The sequence below is a fragment of the Fodinibacter luteus genome, from assembly GCF_039541575.1.
Taxonomy (GTDB): Bacteria; Actinomycetota; Actinomycetes; order Actinomycetales; family Dermatophilaceae; genus Fodinibacter; species Fodinibacter luteus.
In genome coordinates this window covers 1-20,665 of record NZ_BAABGM010000016.1, presented here as the reverse complement: position 1 = coordinate 20,665, position 20,665 = coordinate 1, and the positions used below count along the sequence as shown (strand labels likewise).

General features: G+C 68.4%; 15 protein-coding genes and 2 tRNA genes. 12 read left to right on the top strand and 5 right to left on the bottom strand.

What is annotated here, in order from left to right:
• The first annotated feature begins 1 nt into the window (after window position 1).
• The 12 genes from dmpG to ABD899_RS13415 all read left to right on the top strand — a co-directional run bounded on the left by dmpG (window position 2) and on the right by ABD899_RS13415 (window position 12,648).
• Window positions 2-1,150 carry a 4-hydroxy-2-oxovalerate aldolase gene (gene dmpG, locus ABD899_RS13470; RefSeq protein WP_345206858.1) on the top strand — a complete coding sequence of 383 codons (1,149 nt, stop codon included), beginning with the start codon at window positions 2-4 and terminating at the stop codon, window positions 1,148-1,150.
• Window positions 1,150-1,956, top strand: coding sequence for a 2-keto-4-pentenoate hydratase (locus ABD899_RS13465; RefSeq protein ID WP_345206856.1), 807 nt, complete (start codon window positions 1,150-1,152; stop codon window positions 1,954-1,956). Before dmpG ends, ABD899_RS13465 begins: the two co-directional genes overlap by 1 nt.
• A 1-nt stretch (window position 1,957) precedes the next feature.
• A complete protein-coding gene (thmT, locus tag ABD899_RS13460; RefSeq protein ID WP_345206854.1) occupies window positions 1,958-2,167 on the top strand; it encodes a 2-hydroxymuconate tautomerase in 210 nt (69 codons plus the stop codon).
• Between the two features lie 100 nt (window positions 2,168-2,267).
• Window positions 2,268-3,713, top strand: a complete 1,446-nt coding sequence (locus ABD899_RS13455; protein WP_345206852.1) for an aldehyde dehydrogenase — start codon at window positions 2,268-2,270, stop codon at window positions 3,711-3,713.
• A gap of 320 nt (window positions 3,714-4,033) precedes the next feature.
• A complete protein-coding gene (locus ABD899_RS13450; protein WP_345206850.1) occupies window positions 4,034-5,626 on the top strand; it encodes a protealysin inhibitor emfourin in 1,593 nt (530 codons plus the stop codon).
• Window positions 5,623-6,096 carry an acyl-CoA thioesterase gene (locus ABD899_RS13445; RefSeq protein ID WP_345206848.1) on the top strand — a complete coding sequence of 158 codons (474 nt, stop codon included), beginning with the start codon at window positions 5,623-5,625 and terminating at the stop codon, window positions 6,094-6,096. Before ABD899_RS13450 ends, ABD899_RS13445 begins: the two co-directional genes overlap by 4 nt.
• Before the next feature lie 264 nt (window positions 6,097-6,360).
• Window positions 6,361-8,532 (top strand): DNA topoisomerase (ATP-hydrolyzing) subunit B, encoded by a 2,172-nt coding sequence (gyrB, locus tag ABD899_RS13440; RefSeq protein WP_425474969.1) that lies wholly within the window; start codon window positions 6,361-6,363, stop codon window positions 8,530-8,532.
• A gap of 197 nt (window positions 8,533-8,729) precedes the next feature.
• Entirely contained in the window at window positions 8,730-11,372 is a 2,643-nt protein-coding gene (gyrA, locus tag ABD899_RS13435) for a DNA gyrase subunit A (RefSeq protein ID WP_345206844.1), read from the top strand.
• Entirely contained in the window at window positions 11,369-12,100 is a 732-nt protein-coding gene (locus ABD899_RS13430; RefSeq protein ID WP_345206842.1) for a DUF3566 domain-containing protein, read from the top strand. The genes gyrA and ABD899_RS13430 overlap by 4 nt, the downstream gene beginning before the upstream one ends.
• A 197-nt stretch (window positions 12,101-12,297) precedes the next feature.
• Window positions 12,298-12,374 (top strand) — tRNA-Ile (locus tag ABD899_RS13425).
• A gap of 29 nt (window positions 12,375-12,403) precedes the next feature.
• Window positions 12,404-12,526, top strand: a complete 123-nt coding sequence (locus tag ABD899_RS13420) for a DLW-39 family protein (RefSeq protein WP_345206840.1) — start codon at window positions 12,404-12,406, stop codon at window positions 12,524-12,526.
• 49 nt (window positions 12,527-12,575) lie between these two features.
• Window positions 12,576-12,648, top strand: a tRNA-Ala gene (locus ABD899_RS13415).
• 123 nt (window positions 12,649-12,771) lie between these two features.
• Here ABD899_RS13415 and ABD899_RS13410 read toward each other — a convergent pair.
• From ABD899_RS13410 to ABD899_RS13390, 5 genes are read right to left on the bottom strand one after another with little or no spacing between them, the layout of a single operon-like run.
• The gene (locus tag ABD899_RS13410; protein ID WP_345206838.1) at window positions 12,772-13,761 is read right to left on the bottom strand and encodes a PfkB family carbohydrate kinase; all 990 of its coding nucleotides are present in this window, start codon (window positions 13,759-13,761) and stop codon (window positions 12,772-12,774) included.
• Between the two features lie 58 nt (window positions 13,762-13,819).
• Window positions 13,820-15,757, bottom strand: a complete 1,938-nt coding sequence (locus ABD899_RS13405) for a hypothetical protein (protein WP_345206836.1) — start codon at window positions 15,755-15,757, stop codon at window positions 13,820-13,822.
• Window positions 15,758-15,813: 56 nt separating this feature from the next.
• Window positions 15,814-17,031 (bottom strand): hypothetical protein, encoded by a 1,218-nt coding sequence (locus ABD899_RS13400; RefSeq protein ID WP_345206834.1) that lies wholly within the window; start codon window positions 17,029-17,031, stop codon window positions 15,814-15,816.
• An 18-nt stretch (window positions 17,032-17,049) separates the two neighbouring features.
• On the bottom strand, window positions 17,050-19,086 hold the full coding sequence (locus ABD899_RS13395; RefSeq protein WP_345206832.1) for an ORC-CDC6 family AAA ATPase: 2,037 nt from the start codon (window positions 19,084-19,086) through the stop codon (window positions 17,050-17,052).
• Window positions 19,083-20,186: a phosphoribosyltransferase-like protein gene (locus tag ABD899_RS13390; protein WP_345206830.1), complete on the bottom strand. Its 1,104-nt coding sequence runs from the start codon at window positions 20,184-20,186 to the stop codon at window positions 19,083-19,085. The genes ABD899_RS13395 and ABD899_RS13390 overlap by 4 nt, the downstream gene beginning before the upstream one ends.
• Window positions 20,187-20,665: the final 479 nt, after the last annotated feature.

Here is a 20,665-nt window from a genome sequence, read left to right as displayed (position 1 = left end):
CATGGGTGACATGACCATCCGCCCCGAGGACGCCCCCGTCGTCACCGACGAGGTGACCGAGTCCGAGGTGCTCGCGAACACGCCGGCCGCCGGTGGTGAGCGCGACCTGCGGATCACCGACTCGACGCTGCGCGACGGCTCGCACGCCATGCAGCACCAGTTCACCGAGGAGCAGGTGCGCGGCGTCGTGCACGCCCTCGACGCGGCCGGTGTGCAGGTCATCGAGGTCTCGCACGGCGACGGCCTCGGGGGCTCGAGCTTCAACTACGGGTTCTCCAAGGTCGACGAGATGAAGCTCATCGCGGCGGCCGTCGAGGAGGCGACCCAGGCGAAGATCGCGATCCTCATGCTCCCCGGCCTCGGCACGGTGCACGAGCTGAAGAGCGCCCACGCGGCCGGCGCCTCGGTGGCCCGGATCGCGACGCACTGCACCGAGGCCGACGTGTCGATCCAGCACTTCGGGGCGGCGCGCGCGCTCGGGATGGAGACCGTCGGGTTCCTCATGCTCAGTCACAAGGCGTCGCCGGAGAAGCTCGCCGAGCAGGCCCGGATCATGGTCGACGCCGGGGCGCAGTGCGTGTACGTCGTCGACTCCGCGGGCGCCCTCGTGCTGTCCGACGCGCAGGAGCGGATCAAGGCCGTCATCGACGAGATCGGCGCGGAGGCGCAGGTCGGCTTCCACGGTCACCAGAACCTCAGCCTCGGCATCGCCAACTCGGTGCTCGCCTACCAGGCCGGCGCGCTCCAGATCGACGGCGCGCTGTGCGCCCTCGGTGCCGGTGCCGGCAACAGCCCGACCGAGGTGCTCGCCGCGACCTTCGAGCGGATGGGCATCCGCACCGGCGTCGACCTCGGCGAGGTGCTCTCGGCCGCCGAGGACGTCGTGCGACCGTTCATCCCCCGCCTGCCGTGGATGGACCGCGCGTCCATCACCCAGGGCTACGCCGGGGTGTACAGCTCGTTCCTCCTCCACGCCGAGCGGGCCGCCGAGCGCTACGACGTGCCGGCCCACGAGATCCTTCAGAAGGTCGGCGAGTACGGCTACGTCGGCGGCCAGGAGGACATGATCATCGACATCGCCCTCCAGCTCGCCGAGGAGCGCCGCAACCTCGTCGACCTCGGCGACCTCGCCGGCATGGGGGTGCGCTGATGGCCGGCCCGCCCCCGGGCGGCTGGGACGTCGCGTCCGTCGCCGCCGAGCTGCTCGCCTGCGAGGACGAGCGCCGCGAGCGCGAGCCGTTCACGGACGACTGGCCCGGCCTCGACCTCGACACCGGCTACGAGATCCAGGACCTCAACCTGCAGAAACGCCTCGAGCGCGGCGAGAAGCTCATCGGGGTCAAGCTCGGGCTCACGAGCCGGGCCAAGCAGGAGCGGATGGGCGTGCACTTCCCGTTCGTCGCCTGGCTCACCGACGCCATGGTGCTGCCCGTCGGCGACCCCGTGCCCCAGGGCAAGCTCATCCACCCGCGCATCGAGCCGGAGATCGTCTTCGTCATGGGCGACCGGCTCGAGGGCCCGGGCGTCACGTGCGCCGAGGCGATGGGCGCCGTCGAGACGGTGTGGGGCGGCGCGGAGGTCATCGACAGCCGCTACAAGGACTTCCGCTTCACCGCGGGGGACGTCTCGGCCGACAACGCCTCGTCGGGGGCGTTCGTCACCGGGCCGATCGGCCTGCCCCCGGCCGAGCTCGACCTCGCCCTCGAGGCGGTGCTCGTCGAGACGAACGGTGTCGTCGTCGACTCCGCGACGGGGGCCGCCGTCCAGGGCCACCCGGGCGAGGCGCTCGCCCTCGCGGCCAACGACCTGGCCCGCCGCGGCCACGCCATCGAGGCCGGGTGGATCGTGCTCACCGGCGGCATGACGGATGCCGTGTTCGCGCCTCCCGGGTCGAGCACGGCGCTGCACTTCACGAACCTCGGCTCGGTGTTCCTCAACGGCGGACCGGAGGCCTGAGGTGCCCTACATCGAGGTGACGATGGTGGAGGGCCGCACCCCCGCCCAGGTGCGGGACCTCATCTCCGCCCTGACGCAGGCGGCCGTCGACACCGTCGGCGCCCCCGTCGAGAGCGTGCGCGTCGTCGTGCGCGAGGTGCCGACGACGCACTTCGCCGCCGGCGACGTCACGATCGCCGAGCGCCGGGGTGATCCGGACCCCCGAGCCTGAGCCACGGCATCCGACCGCGGCACCCCACCGCGGCTCCGACCGCGGCACCCGAACCCGAGACCCGGCATCCGGGCGAACCCCACCGCAGAAGGTGAACGACATGAGCGACATCCAGTTCTTCGGCCACATCATCGACAACGAGGAGGTCGAGTCGATCGACGGCAAGCGCTTCGACGTCTGGAACCCCTGGACGCGCGAGGTGTGGGCCCAGGCGGCGGAGGGGTCCGAGAAGGACGCCGAGCGCGCCATCGAGAGCGCGCGGCGGGCCTTCGACGAGGGGCCCTGGCCACGGATGGGGCGCGTCGAGCGGGCGGCGGCCATCCACCGGCTCGCCGACCTCATGGAGGAGCGCGCCGACGAGCTCGCCCGCCTCGACTCGACGAACATGGCCAAGCCGTTCGCGCAGGCCAAGCACGACGTCGCCCGGTCGGTGTGGAACTTCCGGTTCTTCGCCGACCACCAGCGCGACCACGTCGGTGAGGTCTACCCGATGGACTCCGGCCACCACACGTACAGCGAGTTCGGCCCGGCCGGCGTCGTCGCGGCGATCAGCCCGTGGAACTTCCCGCTCATGATGGCGTCGTGGAAGATCGCCCCGGCGATCGCGTGGGGCAACACGTGCATCATCAAGCCGAGCGAGGACACCCCGGCCTCGGTGACGATGCTCGGGCGCCTCGCGGCCGAGGCCGGCTTCCCGCCCGGCGTGCTCAACGTGCTCAACGGGTACGGCGCCCCGGCGGGGGCGACCCTCACCGGTGACGACCGGGTCGACCGGGTCACCTTCACCGGCTCGTCGACGACCGGCAAGCACGTCATGGCGTCGGCGGCGACCCACCTCGCCCCGGTCTCGCTCGAGCTCGGCGGCAAGGGTGCGAACATCGTCTTCGAGGACGCCGACGTCGACAACGCCGTGTACTGGGCGGTCGAGGCGATCTTCCGCAACGCCGGGCAGATCTGCCTCGCCGGCTCGCGGCTGTTCGTCCACTCCTCCCTCTACGACTCCTTCATGGCCCGGTTCGTCGAGGCCGCCGAGGCGCTCACGATCGGCGACCCCTTCGACCCGGCGACGAAGTTCTCCTCGCTCGCGAGCAAGCGGCACTTCGACAAGGTCGTCTCCTACGTCGAGGGCGCCAAGGCGCTCGGCGGGACGATCCACACCGGTGGCGTGGCCGACGACGGCTCCTGGGTCGTGCGCCCGACGATCATCGACGGCTTGGCGCTCGACGCCGCCCCGTACTGCGAGGAGATCTTCGGGCCGGTCTGCGTCGTCAACTCCTTCGACACCGAGGAGGAGGCCGTGCACCTGGCCAACGACACCCGCTACGGCCTCAACGCGATGCTCTTCACCGAGAACCTCTCGCGCGCCCACCGGGTCGCTTCCAGGCTGCGGGCCGGCACGGTGTGGGTCAACTGCTTCTTCATCCGCGACCTGCGCACCCCGTTCGGCGGCGTCGGGGACTCGGGCGTCGGGCGCGAGGGCGGCAACTTCTCGCGGGAGTTCTTCACCGAGCCCAAGGCCGTCGTCATGCAGATCGACCGCGGCTGACCGACCGGGGCTGACCCACGTGACCGACCGGGGCTGACCCACCTGACCGACCGGGCCCGACCCTTCCGCTCGCCTCCCTCCGTCGAGAGTGGAGAACCCGCCGGGGGCCACCCGCCGCAACGGCGTGTCCTCCACTCCCGACCGGGTGCCAGCCGCTGCAGCGCCCGTTACCGCCTGGTACTCGCTGCCCTGACAGCGACTACTGCGCGGTAGCCGCGGTCGAACCGTCGGACCTCGGCCTCCTCCTCGGCCTCCCGAGCTCCTCCGGGAGCGAGCGCACCCGGGTCGCGGCTGTCGGTGGCGCGGGGCAGGGTTGCCGCATGCCGTCCCGAGAGCTCCCGTCGTCGTCCTTCCCCTCGTCCCGGCCCGGCGCCGCCCGGATGCCGTCCGCCGCCCGGGTGCCGTCCTTCCACCGGATGCCGTCCGCCCGCGTCTCGTCCTTCCACCCGATCCCGTCCGCCCGTGTCTCGCCCTCCCGGATGCCGTCGCCGCCCCGCCCGGTGTGCGCGATCGTGCCGCCGTACGTCCTCGAGGCGCTCGCGGCCTCCGACGACCCCCACGTTGCCGCCCACGCCCGGGCGACGCTCGAGGTCGACGAGCAGCTGCGCCTGTCGCGCCGTACCGCCGAGGTGCGCCCCCCGACCGCCGACCCCGGTGCCCGCCCGCGCCCGCGCCGGGCCCGCGGCACCGCCGAGGGCCCGCAGCGTTCCGTCCACGACGCCGAGCGCGGCAGCACGCTCCCCGGCCGACTCGTGCGCAGCGAGGGCGACCCCGACACCGGCGACCGCGAGGTCCGCGAGGCCTACGACGGGCTGGGCAGCACGTGGCAGCTGTGGCAGGACGCCTACGGCCGCAACTCGCTCGACGGGCGCGGCCTGCCCCTCGTCGCCAGCGTCCACTTCCGCCGCGACTACGACAACGCCTTCTGGGACGGCACCCAGATGGTCTTCGGCGACGGTGACGGCGTCGTCTTCCTCCCCTTCACCCGCAGCCTCGACGTCATCGGCCACGAGCTCGCCCACGGCGTCACCCAGTACACCTCCGGCCTGAACTACCGCGACCAGTCCGGCGCCCTCAACGAGTCGGTCTCCGACGTCTTCGGCGTCCTCGTCAAGCAGCGCCTGCTCGGCCAGGGCGCCGACGAGGCCGACTGGCTCGTCGGGGCCGAGCTGCTCGGACCCGACGTCCAGGGCGTCGCCATCCGGTCGATGGCCGCCCCGGGCACCGCCTACGACGACCCGCGCCTGGGCACCGACCCCCAGCCGGCCCACATGCGCGACTACGTCGACACCGACGACGACAACGGCGGCGTCCACATCAACTCCGGCATCCCCAACAAGGCGTTCCACGTGCTCGCGACGACCGTCGGCGGCCCTGCCTGGCAGGTCGCCGGCCAGGTCTGGTTCGACACGGTCACCGGCGACATCAGCGCCGACTGCGACTTCGACACCTTCGCCGGGCTCACCGTCGCGGCCGCGACGGCGCGGTACGGCGAGGGCTCCGAGGTCGTCGACGCCGTCCGCGCGGCCTGGGACTCGGTCGGCCTCCCGGCATCCGGCAGCCTCGGCCGGGCCCCCGCCCCGACCCGCCCGGATGCCGTCACCGCACCCGGCGCGGGCACCGCCGTCAGCGTGCGCCGCACCGGCGGCTTCGCCGGTCGCACCCTCGAGCGCACGGTGACCCTCGACGAGCTGCCCCGCGGCGACGCCCGGGCCTGGCGCTCGCTGCTCGCGCACGACACCCTCCCCGCGATCGCCGACCGGGCCGCCGAGCGCCCCGCCGTCCCCGACGCGTTCTGCTACGGCGTGCGCTGCGACGCACCACCCCTCGACGTCGAGCTGCCCGAGGTCGAGCTGAGCGACGAGGTGCGCACCCTGCTCGAGCGCACCCTGGGCCTACGATCGGCACCGTGACCGATCCCGACCCGCGCGAGCTGCGCCGCGGCGACTTCGACGTGCTGCGCCCGGTGCCCACCCGCTGGTCGGACAACGACATGTTCGGGCACCTCAACAACGCGGTCTACCTCGAGCTGTTCGACAGCGTCCTCAACGCGTGGATGCAGGAGGAGACCGGCATCGACGAGAGCGTCGCCCCCACCCTCGGACTCGTCGCCGAGACGAGCTGCCGCTACTACCGCGAGGTGTCCTTCCCGGTCACCGTCGACGTCGGGGTGCGGGTGCGGCGCACCGGGCGCACGAGCGTCGTCCTCGAGTTCGGGCTGTTCCTCCCCGACGACGGCGACATCGCCGCGCACGGCCTGTGGGCCCAGGTCTACGTCGACCGCGAGACGCGCCGCCCGGTCCCCATCCCGGATGCCGTGCGCACCCACCTCGAGTCGACCGTCGGCTCCCGGGCGTCGACGCCTCAGCCCTCCGGCCGGTAGGCCGGTGAGCACCTGCGACTGACGGCGGGCACGGCATCCGTTTCGGCCTGCTTCAGGACCGCCTCCCGAGCACCGACCTGCCGGACGCAACGGGCCCGTCAGGGCCCCTGAGGGCCCCGGTCGCGTGTCGGGGGTCGCATCGGACCCCCCGTCCGCCGGAAACCCGCCCGCACGGGCCTTGTCGAGGCATGTCCCGTCGGTCCTGACCGGTAGACTGGGCGAAGAAATCGCGCCCAAGGCGTTCGACGCCCTTGGGCGTGCGCCATGAGTTCTGCCGGTCGGTCCGGTGGGGCCAGCCGACGAAGGAGACCCGTGGCGGACCAGCAGCCCGACGTGACCCCCGACGAGACGGAGGGCACGGCATCCGACCCGTCCGTCGAGGCCGTCCTCCCCGGCGGTGAGGGCGAGGCCTACGACGCCGGGTCGATCACGGTCCTCGAGGGGCTCGAGGCGGTGCGCAAGCGCCCCGGGATGTACATCGGCTCCACCGGCGAGCGCGGCCTGCACCACCTCGTCTGGGAGATCGTCGACAACGCCGTCGACGAGGCCCTCGCCGGCTTCGCCGACACCATCGACGTCACCCTCATGGAGAACGGCGCGGTCCGGGTCAAGGACAACGGGCGCGGCATCCCCACCGACATCCACCCCACCGAGGGTGTGAGCGCCGTCGAGCTCGTGCTCACCCAGCTGCACGCCGGCGGCAAGTTCGGCGGCGGCGGCTACAAGGTGTCCGGTGGCCTGCACGGCGTCGGCTCCTCCGTCGTCAACGCCCTGTCCACGCGGCTCGACGTCTGCGTGCGCCAGAAGGGTCACGCGTTCCGGATGTCGTTCGAGCACGGCGTGCCGGTCAGCCCGCTCGAGCAGATGGAGGAGACCGACCGCACCGGCACGACGATCACGTACTGGGCCAACCCCGACATCTTCGAGACCGTCGACTACGACTACGAGACGATCCGGGCCCGCTTCCAGCAGATGGCGTTCCTCAACAAGGGCCTGACGATCAACCTCGTCGACGAGCGGGTGCCCGACGCCGCCCCGGACGGCGAGCCGGACCTCGACGGGGTCGACGCCGACATCGCCGTCGTCGAGGACCACGAGGACGAGGTGGCCGAGGGTGGCGCCCGCACGACGACCGCCCGGTCGGTGTCGTACCGCTACGACGGCGGGCTCGTCGACTACGTCAACCACCTCGTCGGGTCCAAGAAGTCCGAGCCGGTGCACGACGACGTCATCGCGATCGAGGTCGAGGATGCCGTGCGCAGCCTCTCGCTCGAGCTCGCCATGCAGTGGACCAATGCCTACTCGGAGTCGGTGCACACCTACGCCAACACGATCAACACCCACGAGGGTGGCACTCACGAGGAGGGCTTCCGCGCGGCGCTCACCAAGCTCGTCAACGACTTCGCGCGCAAGCAGAACCAGCTCAAGGACAAGGACGACAACCTCACCGGCGACGACGTGCGCGAGGGCCTGACCGCGGTCATCTCGGTCAAGCTCGGGGAGCCGCAGTTCGAGGGGCAGACCAAGACCAAGCTCGGCAACTCCGAGGTCAAGGGCTTCGTCCAGCGCGCGATGACCGAGGAGTTCGGCGGCTGGCTCGACAGCCACCCCACCGAGGGCCGCGAGATCGTCCGCAAGGCGATCCAGGCCTCCGCCGCCCGGATGGCCGCCCGCAAGGCCCGCGAGGCCACCCGCAAGCGGGTGCTCGAGTCGGGCGGGCTGCCCGGCAAGCTGCGCGACTGCCAGGCCAAGGACCCGGCCATCTCCGAGGTCTTCATCGTCGAGGGCGACTCCGCCGGCGGCTCGGCGGTGCGCGGGCGCAACCCGTACACCCAGGCGATCCTGCCGATCCGGGGCAAGATCCTCAACGTCGAGCGGGCCCGCCTCGACAAGGCCCTGGGCAACCAGGAGGTCCAGGCGCTCATCTCGGCATTCGGCACCGGCATCGGTGAGGACTTCGACATCGACAAGGCCCGCTACCACAAGATCGTGCTCATGGCCGATGCCGACGTCGACGGCATGCACATCCGCACCCTCCTGCTCACCCTGCTCTTCCGCTTCATGAAGCCGCTCATCGAGGCCGGCTACGTCTACCTCGCGCAGCCGCCGCTCTACCGCCTGAAGTGGAGCAACGCGACGCACGAGTTCGCGTTCACCGACCGTGAGCGCGACGCCCTCATCGCCGAGGGCCAGAGCAAGGGCCGCCGCCTGCCCAAGGACAACCCGATCCAGCGCTACAAGGGCCTCGGCGAGATGGACTACCAGGAGCTGTGGGAGACCACGATGAACCCCGACTCGCGGGTGCTCCTCCAGGTCACCCTCGACGACGCGGCCGCGGCCGACGAGATCTTCTCGATCCTCATGGGCGAGGACGTCGAGTCGCGCAGGTCCTTCATCCAGCGCAACGCGCGCGACGTCCGCTTCCTCGACATCTGATGCGGATGCCGTGTGCTCACTTCCGCGCTCCGCAGGAATGGGGATGCCGGCTCAGACCATCCGCACTCCCTCGCTGGCGCTCGGTCGCGCTCCCGCCAGACCCAGCCATGCGCCGGCATCCCCATTCCTGCTGCACGCTCCCCGCGCGGGTCACCTCCGCTTCCCTCCTTCTGAAGAACCGCTAGGCAAGGACACCGATGACTGAGCAGCCCCCGGTCGAGACCGACCGCACGGAGCCGATCGACCTCAACACCGAGATGCAGCGGTCGTACATCGAGTACGCCATGAGCGTCATCGTGAGCCGTGCGCTCCCCGACGTGCGCGACGGGCTGAAGCCGGTGCACCGCCGGGTCGTCTACGCGATGTACGACGGCGGCTACCGCCCCGACCGTGGCTTCAACAAGTGCAGCCGCGTCGTCGGCGAGGTCATGGGCCAGTACCACCCGCACGGCGACTCCTCGATCTACGACGCCCTCGTGCGGCTCGTCCAGGACTGGAGCCTGCGCTACCCGCTCGTCCAGGGCCAGGGCAACTTCGGCAGCCCGGGCGACGACCCGGCCGCGGCGCCGCGATACACCGAGTGCCGGATGGCACCGCTCGCCATGGAGATGGTGCGCGACATCGACGAGGAGACCGTCGACTTCCGCCCCAACTACGACGGCAAGACCCTCGAGCCCGAGGTGCTGCCCAGCCGCTTCCCGAACCTGCTCGTCAACGGCAGCGCGGGCATCGCGGTCGGCATGGCCACGCAGATCCCGCCGCACAACCTGCGCGAGGTCGCCGCGGCCGCCGAGTGGGTGCTCGCGCACCCCGACGCGACCCGCGAGGAGACCCTCGAGGCGGTGATGCGCGAGATCAAGGGGCCGGACTTCCCGACCGGCGCGCTCATCATGGGTTCGCGCGGCATCGACGACGCCTACCGCACCGGTCGCGGCTCGATCATCATGCGCGCCGTCGTGCAGGTCGAGGAGATCCACAACCGGCAGTGCCTCGTCATCACCGAGCTGCCCTACCAGGTCAACCCGGACAGCCTGGCCCAGAAGATCGCCGAGCACGTCAAGGACGGCCGGCTCTCCGGCATCGCCGACATCCGTGACGAGACCTCCGGCCGCACCGGGCAGCGTCTCGTCATCGTGCTCAAGCGCGATGCCGTGGCGAAGGTCGTGCTCAACAACCTCTACAAGCACACCCAGCTGCAGACGAACTTCGGCGCGAACATGCTGGCCCTCGTCGACGGGGTGCCCCGCACCCTGCCGATCGACGCGTTCATCCGCTACTGGGTCGACCACCAGGTCGACGTCATCCAGCGGCGCACGGCCTACCGCTTGCGCAAGGCCGAGGAGCGCATCCACATCCTGCGCGGCCTGCTCAAGGCGCTCGACGCGCTCGACGAGGTCATCGCCCTCATCCGGCGCTCGCCGACCGTCGACGAGGCGCGCACCGGGCTCATGGGGCTGCTCGAGATCGACGAGATCCAGGCCCAGGCCATCCTCGACATGCAGCTGCGCCGGCTCGCGGCCCTGGAGCGCCAGAAGATCGTCGACGACCACGACGAGCTCGCGGCGATGATCGAGGACTACACCGACATCCTCGCCAAGCCCGGGCGTCAGCGCGACATCATCTCCGACGAGCTCGCCGAGATCGTCCGTCGCTACGGCGACGAGCGGCGCAGCCAGATCCTGCCCTTCGACGGCGACATGTCGATGGAGGACCTCATCCCCGAGGAGGACGTCGTCGTCACGATCACCCGGGGTGGCTACGCCAAGCGCACCCGGGTCGACGCCTACCGCTCCCAGCGCCGGGGCGGCAAGGGCGTGCGCGGGGCGACGCTGCGCGGCGAGGACATGGTCGACCACTTCTTCACGACGACCTCGCACCACTGGCTGCTCTTCTTCACCAACCTCGGGCGCGTCTACCGGGCCAAGGCGTACGAGCTGCCGGATGCCGGCCGCGACGGCAAGGGGCAGCACGTCGCGAACGTCATGGCGTTCCAGCCGGGCGAGCAGATCGCCCAGGTGCTCGCCGTTCGCGACTACGCGTGCGCCGCCTACCTCGTGCTCGCCACCCGCAGCGGCCTGGTCAAGAAGACCCGGCTCTCGGAGTACGACAGCCCGCGCAGCGGTGGCCTCATCGCGATCAACCTGCGCGACGGCGACGAGCTCGTCGGCGCCGGTCTCGCCGAGTCGAGCGACGACCTCCTCCTCGTCTCGCGCAAGGGGCAGTCGGTGCGCTTCCACGCCGACGACGCGACGCTGCGGCCGATGGGGCGGGCCACGTCCGGCGTCACGGGCATGAAGTTCCGTGGCCACGACTCGCTGCTGTCGATGTCGGTCGTCGAGGACGGCACCGACCCCGACGTCTTCGTCGTCTTCGAGTCGGGCCTGGCCAAGCGCTCGAAGGTCTCGGAGTGGAACGTCAAGGGCCGGGCCATCCTCGGCGTCGCGGTCGCGAAGCTGAGCGACAAGGGCGGCGACCTCGTCGGGGCGCTGACCGTCGACGAGGACGACGAGGTGCTCGTCATCTTCGAGAAGGGCAACATCGTGCGCTCGCGGGTCGACGAGGTGCGCCTCACCGGGCGCAACACGATGGGGGTCCAGTTCGCCAAGGCGGGTCGCAACGACGCGATCGTCGCCGTGGCCCGCAACCCCGAGCGTGAGGTCGAGGAGGCCGTCGAGGCGGTCGAGGCGGCTGCCGAGGCGGCCCAGGGGGCGGTGCCCGCGTCCGCCGACCCGGGTGACGATGATGTCTCGATCCCCGAGCGCCCGGCGCTGCAGGTCGCTGCCGAGGGGACCGATGCCGTACCGTCGTCGGACGACGAGGACTCAGGAGGTCGTGAGTGAGCACCGCAGACCACGCGGGGCGCCAGGTGCGCCCGTCGGCGTCCTCCGCCGGTGGCTCGGCCCGTCGTGCACCCTACGCCGACGGCGGCACGTCGGGGGGCCAGGCCCAAGACCGTGGCGACGGCAGCGCCCTGCGCCGCATGGCCGACGCCGACACCGCGCCGGGCTCTCCGGCTCCGCCGAGCCAGTCGGGCGCGCCGACGGCCCCCGTTCCGGTGAACCGGTCGGGCGGCACCCCCGCCGACGCGCCGTCCGTGCCGGCGAGCCAGGCGCCCACCGCGCCGCCGCCGCCTGCCGCGGCCACGCCGGCGGCGCCGACCGCAGCGGCCGCCGAGGCTCCGCGCCCGGCCGCGCGCCCGGCATCCGCCCGCCGGGTCCGGCTCACCGTCTCGCGCATCGACCCGTGGTCGATGATGAAGATCTCGTTCCTGCTGTCGGTCGCGCTCGGCATCGCCGGGGTCGTCATGGTCTTCGTGCTGTGGACGATCCTCGCCGGCATGGGCGTGTTCGACCAGATCAACGGCATCGTCGGGCAGGTCGTCCAGGACGGCCAGCAGCGCTTCGACATCATGGACTTCGTCGGCCTCGGCCGGGTGCTGTCGCTGTCGATCGTCATCGCGGTCATCGACGTCATCCTCGTGACGGCGATCGCGACCCTCGCGGCGTTCCTCTACAACGTCTCGAGCGCCCTGGTCGGCGGCGTGCAGCTCACCCTCACCGACGACTGACACCCGCTCCGACCTCGTGCGAGTTGCGCACGGTTCGGTGCCCGTCGGCGCCCGGAACCCGCGCTCAACCCCGCACGGAGTCGGTGCTCAGCGGGCGGGCCCGCGGCAGCCGCTCCGTTTTGAGTGCAGGGGCGGTGGTGAGGTAGCCTCGTGCACCGCGCCACCCTCCGTGGGCGGTGCAACCGATCGCGGTGCACGGGCCTATAGCTCAGACGGTTAGAGCGCTTCCCTGATAAGGAAGAGGCCACAGGTTCAAGTCCTGTTAGGCCCACCACCCGGTCCCTCTCTCAGGTGGTGAATCCCGTGAAGAAGGTCCTTCTCCTCGTCGCGACGGCCGTCGGCGCGCTCGCGGTGCAGAAGCAGATCCAGGCCAAGAAGGCCGAGAACCGGCTCTGGGCCGAGGCCACGGACAACCCCAAGAGCTGAGATCCCGGATGCCGTCCGCTCGCCTCGTGCGCGCGGGCGCGGCGTCCACGGGGCCATGGCGCAATTGGTAGCGCACCTGCTTTGCAAGCAGGGGGTTAGGGGTTCGAGTCCCCTTGGCTCCACCGCAGGTCAGAGGCCCTTTCCGCTTCCCGGGAGGGTCTTTGTCGCCTCCGTACCCCACTGAAGTACTGCAGTCCTGGGGCCTTGTGTTGGGAACGTCGCGTCCGGGTCCCAACTCGTTGCGCTCACACGTGGTGGAACCAAGCCTCGCAGTCGCGACAGTTCTGTAGGTCGAAGGTGGGCAACCTTGGCGCGGTCGGGGTAGGGAGTGACATCCGCTGAGTAGCATCCGCCCAAACGCTTGAGCCGACCTGACCTCTCGTGCCTTCGTACTGGCAACACACCGCCGCAAGCATCAAGCCCCGCGAGACTGCAGCACGCAACTCGCCAGGGCACAGGGAACTGTCATGGATCTTGTCGAGCGGAACAGCGTCGAGGATGCCTGACGTAAGCCAATCCCCCGCGCCCCCCGCATCTACGAGAGGGGCGCGTAGCTCGCTTGGAAGGTGCACCCAGTCGGTGTCTCCTGCGAGCCGGAACCGGACACCCTCACTCCCCAGACCCACCACTTGGACTTGGGGTGAAGCAGCCTCAGTGCCAGCTTCGATCTCAAGTTCTGATGACACCCGGAGCAGGTGGCTGGACGACGCCAGGGCCGCCGTTGCCGCAGGTCTGCCGGGCGTTCCGGGCTCGAACACGACGACTGCACTCCGGTTGACCCCTTCGGCCAGCCGCGTGGCGTACGAACTCGCGCGATCAAAGAAGTGTACGGAGGCCTCAGGCGCCGCCGACACTTTGCCAGGGTCGAGGGGCCGAAACTTCGCGTACTTTGATCCGCATTGGGGGCAGGAGAAGCGGAAGCGATGCCTTCCCCGGACGACCTCATGAATGAGCACCGGGGTTCGCACGCCGGGGTCGAGGACGACACCGCTGGTGTCTACGCCGTAGTGGCTCAGCTGCCGCACGACCTCTTTGCCAGCCCGATCGTCGCCGAGTAGAGCTGTTACGCAACTGTCCCAGCCAAGAACAGAGAGGTTCACTGCGACGTTCGCTGCCGTCCCTCCCACGATGGGAGTCATGCGGCCGTCGGCTACAAGCAGGTCAAGGACTATGAACCCTGCTGCGTGGACTGATCGCCTCTGAACCAATGCGGGCTCCATGCGGTTGGGCTTCATTCGGGGAAGCGTGCCATCCGGATCGTGCTCGCGCGAGGCGGTCCGGTTCTCAACGACCTCAGTCAATGCTCCACCTGAAGGTGTGGATTCGTCGGCGGTCGGCTTTAATGGCCAGGAGGTATCGAGTGAGCAACTCTGGTCCACCGCGACCGTCTGCGGCTAGGTTCCAACACCTGCTTGGATCGCCAGACACCTCGTCGACGCTCAAGGTAAACGCGTCGAATGCGAGGAGTTCAAAGTCGTTGCCACCGACACCGCCACGATCGCCGATGGCGAGCGTCCGACCCTGCGTGCCTTGGAGCCTAGATAGGTCCTTACGGACGAGGTTCTTGCTGGAGGTTGCGGGAATGACGTCGATCGAGTGCGCCGAACGAACCGCCTTGAAGGCAGGCTCACTGGCGTTCCCGCGGGCAATCAGTTCATCGACTGCCCTCGTAAAGGCTGGCCACAGGCTCGCGTTGCTAGGATGCGGCTCGACACTAACTTGGAATGGTCGTTCATCGACCCGGCCGCCGTATCGACCCGCGATGCGCTGCAGTTCTCGAACGATCCGACGCCCCTTGGCAGTTTGTGTGAACGGGCCGTCCAGGTCGGCGACGAGCGCGCGGCGATCGTCGAGAGAGCCGCGAATGGCTCCGTTGTATAGCCCGACCACGACTTGGCTTTGGAGGCTGCGCGGAATCCATTCGTCCAGTGAACTCGGCAACGATTTCCCCCGACCGCTGACGAACCCGACCGGGACTCCCTGCTGTAGCAGGCGCAAGAACGCGGAGCGCACCGGTTCAGCTGGTGAATCGAACCGCCCCTCGGTGGTGCAGACCGTTCCGTCGTAGTCCACGACGACGCTGGCAATCGGAGCTCCGGTGAGATGTCGCAGCCAACTCTTCCGTCGGCGGTCAAAATCGAGAAGGGTCGCTTGCGTGACTGGGAGCGACGCAGCCTCAACTTTTCCGATCACGTTCGAGGCACCTGGGCTGGATGGAATGTGACGTCGGCTTTCGAGCCGATAGAGCTGTCGCCCGAAGGACGGGACCTCGGGTCTGGCAGGGTCGAACCCTGCGCTGTCCGAAACCAGCCCGGTGAGCTGCATCGACCGGACCAGCAGATCGAGATTGGCGATCGGATAGACGACATCGCTGTTGAGATGCAGCACGGGGATGTCGTGCGGCAAGAGAGCGAGGGTGGCGTCCGCAAGCGCCTTAGTCCGAGCGTCGCTCATAGCGATGACGGAGACGTGGCCGGCCATGCGACTCAGACCAAGGTGGCGCCCGTGGGCGAAGTTGCGGAAGTCCGTCTTCTGGACCGTCGCCAAGCCGGTCTCGACCAAGCGTGTCTCTAGGTCGGTTGCCGCGGACCATGTGCCCACTGAGGAGAGGATCACCAAGTCATCACTTGGTCGAAGTGCCATCTCCGGTCGAGTCGTGAACGCTGGGAGGGTCTCAGGGAGTTGCAAGGAGTACGCGGCGGCGAACGCCGTGGCCATGCTCAGCACACTGTTGGTCGCCAGGAAGCCATCGCGCGGGCCCGGGCGGGGAATGCTGATGACCTCCACCTGGGGAGATGCGAACGCGCCGGTGAGTTCAGACCTGTTCCGCTCGGTGACCAAGACGACTCGCGCGAGGTTGCGGTCCAGGGCAGCGCGGACCGTCGATGCGGTGTCGGGGTGCTTGGCCCCCGCCGAGATGATGACCACGGCGCTTCCGCCGGCGACGCGACTCGTCGCAAATCCGAGCGACGTCGTTGCGGTCGCGGGCCGCCCAGTTCGCTCGTTATGAAGTTCAGCGGCGTACTGCGCCACCGCCATGGTCCCGCCGTTGCCGACGTACCACGTGGGCGTCCACAACAGCGACTCCAGAACGCGCTGGAGAGTCGGCGAACCGGACCTTGCGTTGGCGTACGTCCTCTCCAGCGACTGCAGCTCGACGTCGTAGGACTCTCTGCGGCGACGCAGCGGCACGTAGGCGGCGTTAGAACGTTCCTTCGGCGGTGGTGCCATGGATGTTGCTCGTCTCCGAATCTGTGTCTTCACTGCGCCGGGGGCTCGATTGTTGCTCATCGCTCCTGGCCCTCGCTCACCTGTACCCCTGTGGCCTCCTGTAGGGGTGTTTGGCGAAGCGTCCGGTGTGGCCACTGCTCATAGGGTTCTCCGGCGAGCCAGAGGCAGGTGGGTCGGCTCTCTTCTGCAAGGTCGCGGATCGTTCCGTCCGTACTCTCCGGGTCGAGAACGCTCGTCGGCGCCCCGGCGTTGACGACACTCAGATCCGCCTCGTACGCCCCCAGGAGAACACCTAGGCTGAGCAGTTTCGAACCGTGCGTACTAGGAACGATGATGGTCGGGCCGAGCGGTTCGAGCGCTGTGGAATATCGGCCACTGATCGTCAGCAGCACCTTGTAGAGATCGAACGGATTGGAGCCGTCGGCATAGATGAACTTCTGCGCATCGACTTCGAGCGTGTCGAACAGCAGTTCCCCGTATTCGGCTACCAACGAGTCGCCCCGCCGTGGGTCGGGGGCAGGGAAGGGCACCACCGGACAGATCTCGTGCGGCGCGAAGGCGCTGCTGATCGCCTCCATCTGGGCCTGGCGTGCATGGCCGAGAACGGGGACCCAGATGCGCGTGCCTTCGTCACGCAAGTCCTCGAGTGAGCCGTGAAGGTTGAACCCGGGCAGGAACTGCGGAGCGAGAGTCCCAGAGTCCAGGATCAGATCGTCCAACCAGTGGTTTTCTGCCGCGGCCACTTGCAGCTGCCGTCCATCGGCACCCTCGTCCAGGAAAGCGCGGATCAGCGCAAAGAAGATCGCGGAGGGCAGCGAGGAGATGTCGACGACGACGTGGGGTGTTGCCCACTCCTGGCGCTCTCGCAGCTCGCGGACCAGCCACACTCCGTGAAATCGCGTGTCGAGGGCGCCGGGATTGGGCTGGACAACCTCCAGGTCGAGAGAATGCTTCTCGGCGATTGCCTGCGCGTGTTCCTGATTGCGTCGCTGGAAGGCGGACTCACGACTCTCCCCGCTCGACGTCGCCTTCGGCACGATTGCGATCACTCTGGAGCCCTTAGGTAGGGCCGGTGCCGCGACGTCGAAGGCAACAGTCGCCCGCGGATCGAAGCCCAGACCCATCACGTACAGCGAGGGCACGTTCGGGCGGACTCCGGCGCCGAGGATCTCCTCGAAGCCGAACCCGAAACGTCCATCGACCCTCCCGACCACATGGTCGATCCATCGCCGTCGGGACGCAGACAGTGGGTCCTCAGTCGTGAACTCACCCATCGGACTCACTCACCGAACTCATGCATCGAACAACCACTGGGCTCGTGGGTCATCGTCGTCTCCCCCAAAACCGGGGTCGGTGGATCGACCCCTCATCCAGCCTGCCACCTCGTGAAGTCTTCTAGTCCGGTACCCGCCCTTTCCAAGCGGAAGGTTCCAGACCGGGCACAGCAAGCGGTTGAGGTAGAAGACCACCCGACGTTCGGCTCGAGTGCCGCGGGGTGCGTCCTCGACTTTGGTCAGGTAGTCGTTCGCAACCGCGGCGGCCAGGGCACGCAGCAAGTCGTCTCCACCGGGGATGCTGTCGCGGCGCGTGGGGTCGAGCAGCGTCCGCAGGTCGCTCATGGTCATCGCGAACCCGCTGATCCCGGGCGCATAGGAGGTCGGGCGCTCGTCGTTCATCTTCGTGGCGAACTGGCCGACAGCTTGCAGGAGCATTTGGACCTTCCGCCCATCCTCTAGGCGGGCCGGAATCTCCTTCCATAGCCGGTCGCTCGCCGTCTTGATCGTTCGGTGTTGCTCTCGAGGCGTGGGCGCCGGCGATTTCCACGCACTCGCGGCCGCGCTGAGCACGACGTCGAACAAGTCAGCGCCGACGCGCAGCAGTTGGGAAACGTTGTGGTTCGCCAGAGCGAGGAAGTCTCGTTGCCCGTAGTAGACCGGAACCTGGTTGGGGTACTCCTTGCCGAGCGCAAGCAGGGCAGCTTCTCGAACACTGCTGCTGAGCCGGCGATCTAGCTCTACTGGGGAGATCGGGACACCAAGGAACAGTTCCGCCTGTTGCTTGCGTTGCTCGGCCTCGATCAACGCCAACGTCGCCCGCAGGTCGGCGACGCGCTCGCGATCCGATTTCGCAGACATTGACGCTGGTGAGGCCACATGCAGAATCCAGTCGTCGAAGCGTCGGTCATCCACCGAGGCAAGGCGCTCCGTGATCGCTTCCTCGACCGGACCCCAGTCCGCGACCTCTTTCTCGTCAAGGAGAAGGAGGAACTCGGTGCTCGTATCGGCGAAGTTCTGCAGGTCAGTGGCCGCTCGCTTGCGCGCCACGCTCCTCAGCATCCGCTCGTAAGCGCTGTACGCGGCGGCGGAGCCGGCTCCGAGATCGATGATCTCGACGTCTCGTCCCCGCTCTAGGCTGGCACGAGGACCCGGGGGCCCCGATGCGACAGATTCGTTGTCACCGCCGACCAGTTGTTCGGGGTTCAAGACCTCGACACGCTCAGCAACCCAGACACCTCGCGTAAGGGCGCGGCTCTCCATCAAGCCCATGATCTGGTCCCGCTGGCGATCACGAAGGCGATGTAGATCGTCGAGAAAAGTGACCGGGCGGAGCCCGGAATCGGTTCCGTCGAAGTGGACAGCGGCGCTCTCCAGAAGCTTGAAGCCGAGAAAGTCGTTGGTGTACTCAACCGTTGACCCCCAGTCGAACGGAGCCAGATCGTAAAGAAGCCGTCGGACCACAGTCTCGATCTGGAGCGCCCACTGCAGGATTGTTGCGCCCGTGATGTGCTCGTCCGCCTCACTGCCCATCTCACGCAGAATCGCAGTGAGATCCGGCCGGCCCTGCGGGATGACGAATGTCAGCTCAAACTCAGGAGCGACCTCGTCGAAAGCGCCAGCCAGGATGCGTGCGGACTCGACATGGGCTGCCAGGACGCGGGCATCCACCAGACGCTTGAAGATCCGCTCGGCCGCGTCGTCTGGCGCTCCGATGTCGAGGATCGAGGAAAAGTCACGTTCGAGGTTCACCAGCGCGCCTGAGACAATGGGTCGGCCAGACTCATCGAGAACCCCGATCGAGGCGAGCTGTTGAGCCAGAGCCTCATAGTCGTTGGGACGCCGCACCACCTCAACAAGCCAGGGTGCCGACAGAATCTGCATCAAGCTCGTCTTGCCCGTACCCGGGACGGATCGGAGCACGACCGGCAGGTCGAAGTGACGTTGCTCGATGCTGTCTAGGACCTCGGCCGCGAAGTTGTTGCAGAAGGCGGTGGTACGTCCGCGGTTGAACTCAGCCGCCCGAATGCGGAACGAGTTGGGTAGCGAGGTCATCGATCGGCCTTGTGACGCTCATGGCGAGGGAACAGCGGGGTGAACTTCTTGCTGGATCGGGGGTCATCGACGGTGTTCTCCCAGAGCACCCCGACGCTGTTGTTTGGGGTGTTATGGCTCAACACCAGCGGCAGTCGCGAGTCGCGGAATCCCAGTGCAGCTGTGGACGATGCCGCCTCGGTCTTGACCTTGTCGTCGACCACCGGATCGTGGTAACGCCGGCAGAGCTCGGCGAATGGCGAATCGGGGTCCACCAGTTGGGAGTCCGGGATTACCTGCACCACCGACAAGGACCATTTCTTGAGACCGGCGGCTCGCAACTGAGCACAAAGGACACGGGTAGCGGCCTCGCTCGCCGTGTACAGGACCACGTCTACGGTGTATCCCGTTGCGGCGACGCCGTCCACGACAAGCTGGTCGAGCGCCTTCCTGACGTGATGAAGCTTCCCGGACCAGATGCCGTTCTTCTCCCGCAGGGCGGTGTAGCCACTGCCGGAGAAGTCGTCGACAAGAACGAAGTGGCAAAAGGTCGGTTCCACCCCGGGAGCGCTCCTCTTCAACCACTCGGCGAGGTCGCCTTGTAGGCCAGCCGCCACACGTGGGGGCGGCTCGGCGGTAACACTGAACTGGTCATGGACCAACGCGGGGTTGGCTCGTCGGAACTGGTCGAGGCGTGCCCCGTCAGCTAGGCCCATGAACATCGTCCGACGTTGAAGGGTGCGAAACTCGATCGACTCCAAAACCGTCGAGATTCGCCACGGGTCGACTCCGAGTTCGCCCGCCGCGCGTCGGATGAGCGCCGGTCGCACCAAGTCCTGGTAGGCCAACGAGAGTGCGTGCTGAATCTCTCGGTCGCTCAGAAACACCAAGTCATTCCGAATGAAATCAAGCGCTACCTCGCGCTCGTCCTCGTTGAACTGGTTTAGCCAGATCGACAACGTCTCCAAGAATTTGATCCCTGCCCCGTACCCGCCATAGCTGTCGAATTTGTAGTCCGACATGTGCCTGAGCGGTCGAACGAGACGAACCAGTTCGTCGGTCTCGCCCGCGCCGAGACCCATGACCGCGCCGAAAAGCTCCTCGGCGAGCGCGTACTTCATGCTCCGCGGCTTCGCTTGGGTCGGTGCGACCCAGCTGGTCGTCGATACAGCACGTGGACTCCTCCGCAACGCGTTCGAGGGTGGACGGGAATCATTACAGCGCATGCCACCGACAGCCTGCCTGACCGTCGCCGAGCCAGTAGCCGCCGCTCTGGACCAGCGCCGCGACTTTGAGGCTTCCTTGTCCTCGAGGCACGACGTCAGGGCGTGCGGTCGATTCCGCCGTTCCAGGCATTCCCGCCGTTTTGGGTGGCGGCAGGATCGCCTGCCGCTCCGGTATCACTGGGTGCGAGTACGTGGCAGGAGGATGTCGAGGCCCAGACCTCGGCCGGGACGCCCGTAAGCCTTCCGGTTGCGGAATCTGCGTCTCACCGCCGCCACCGTGCCATCTGTCAAGGGACAGTGGGACTTCCCTTGGTGCGGACAGTAGGTCTCCTTGGTGGCGGACAGTTGATCTCCCTGTCCGCGGTCGGCTGATC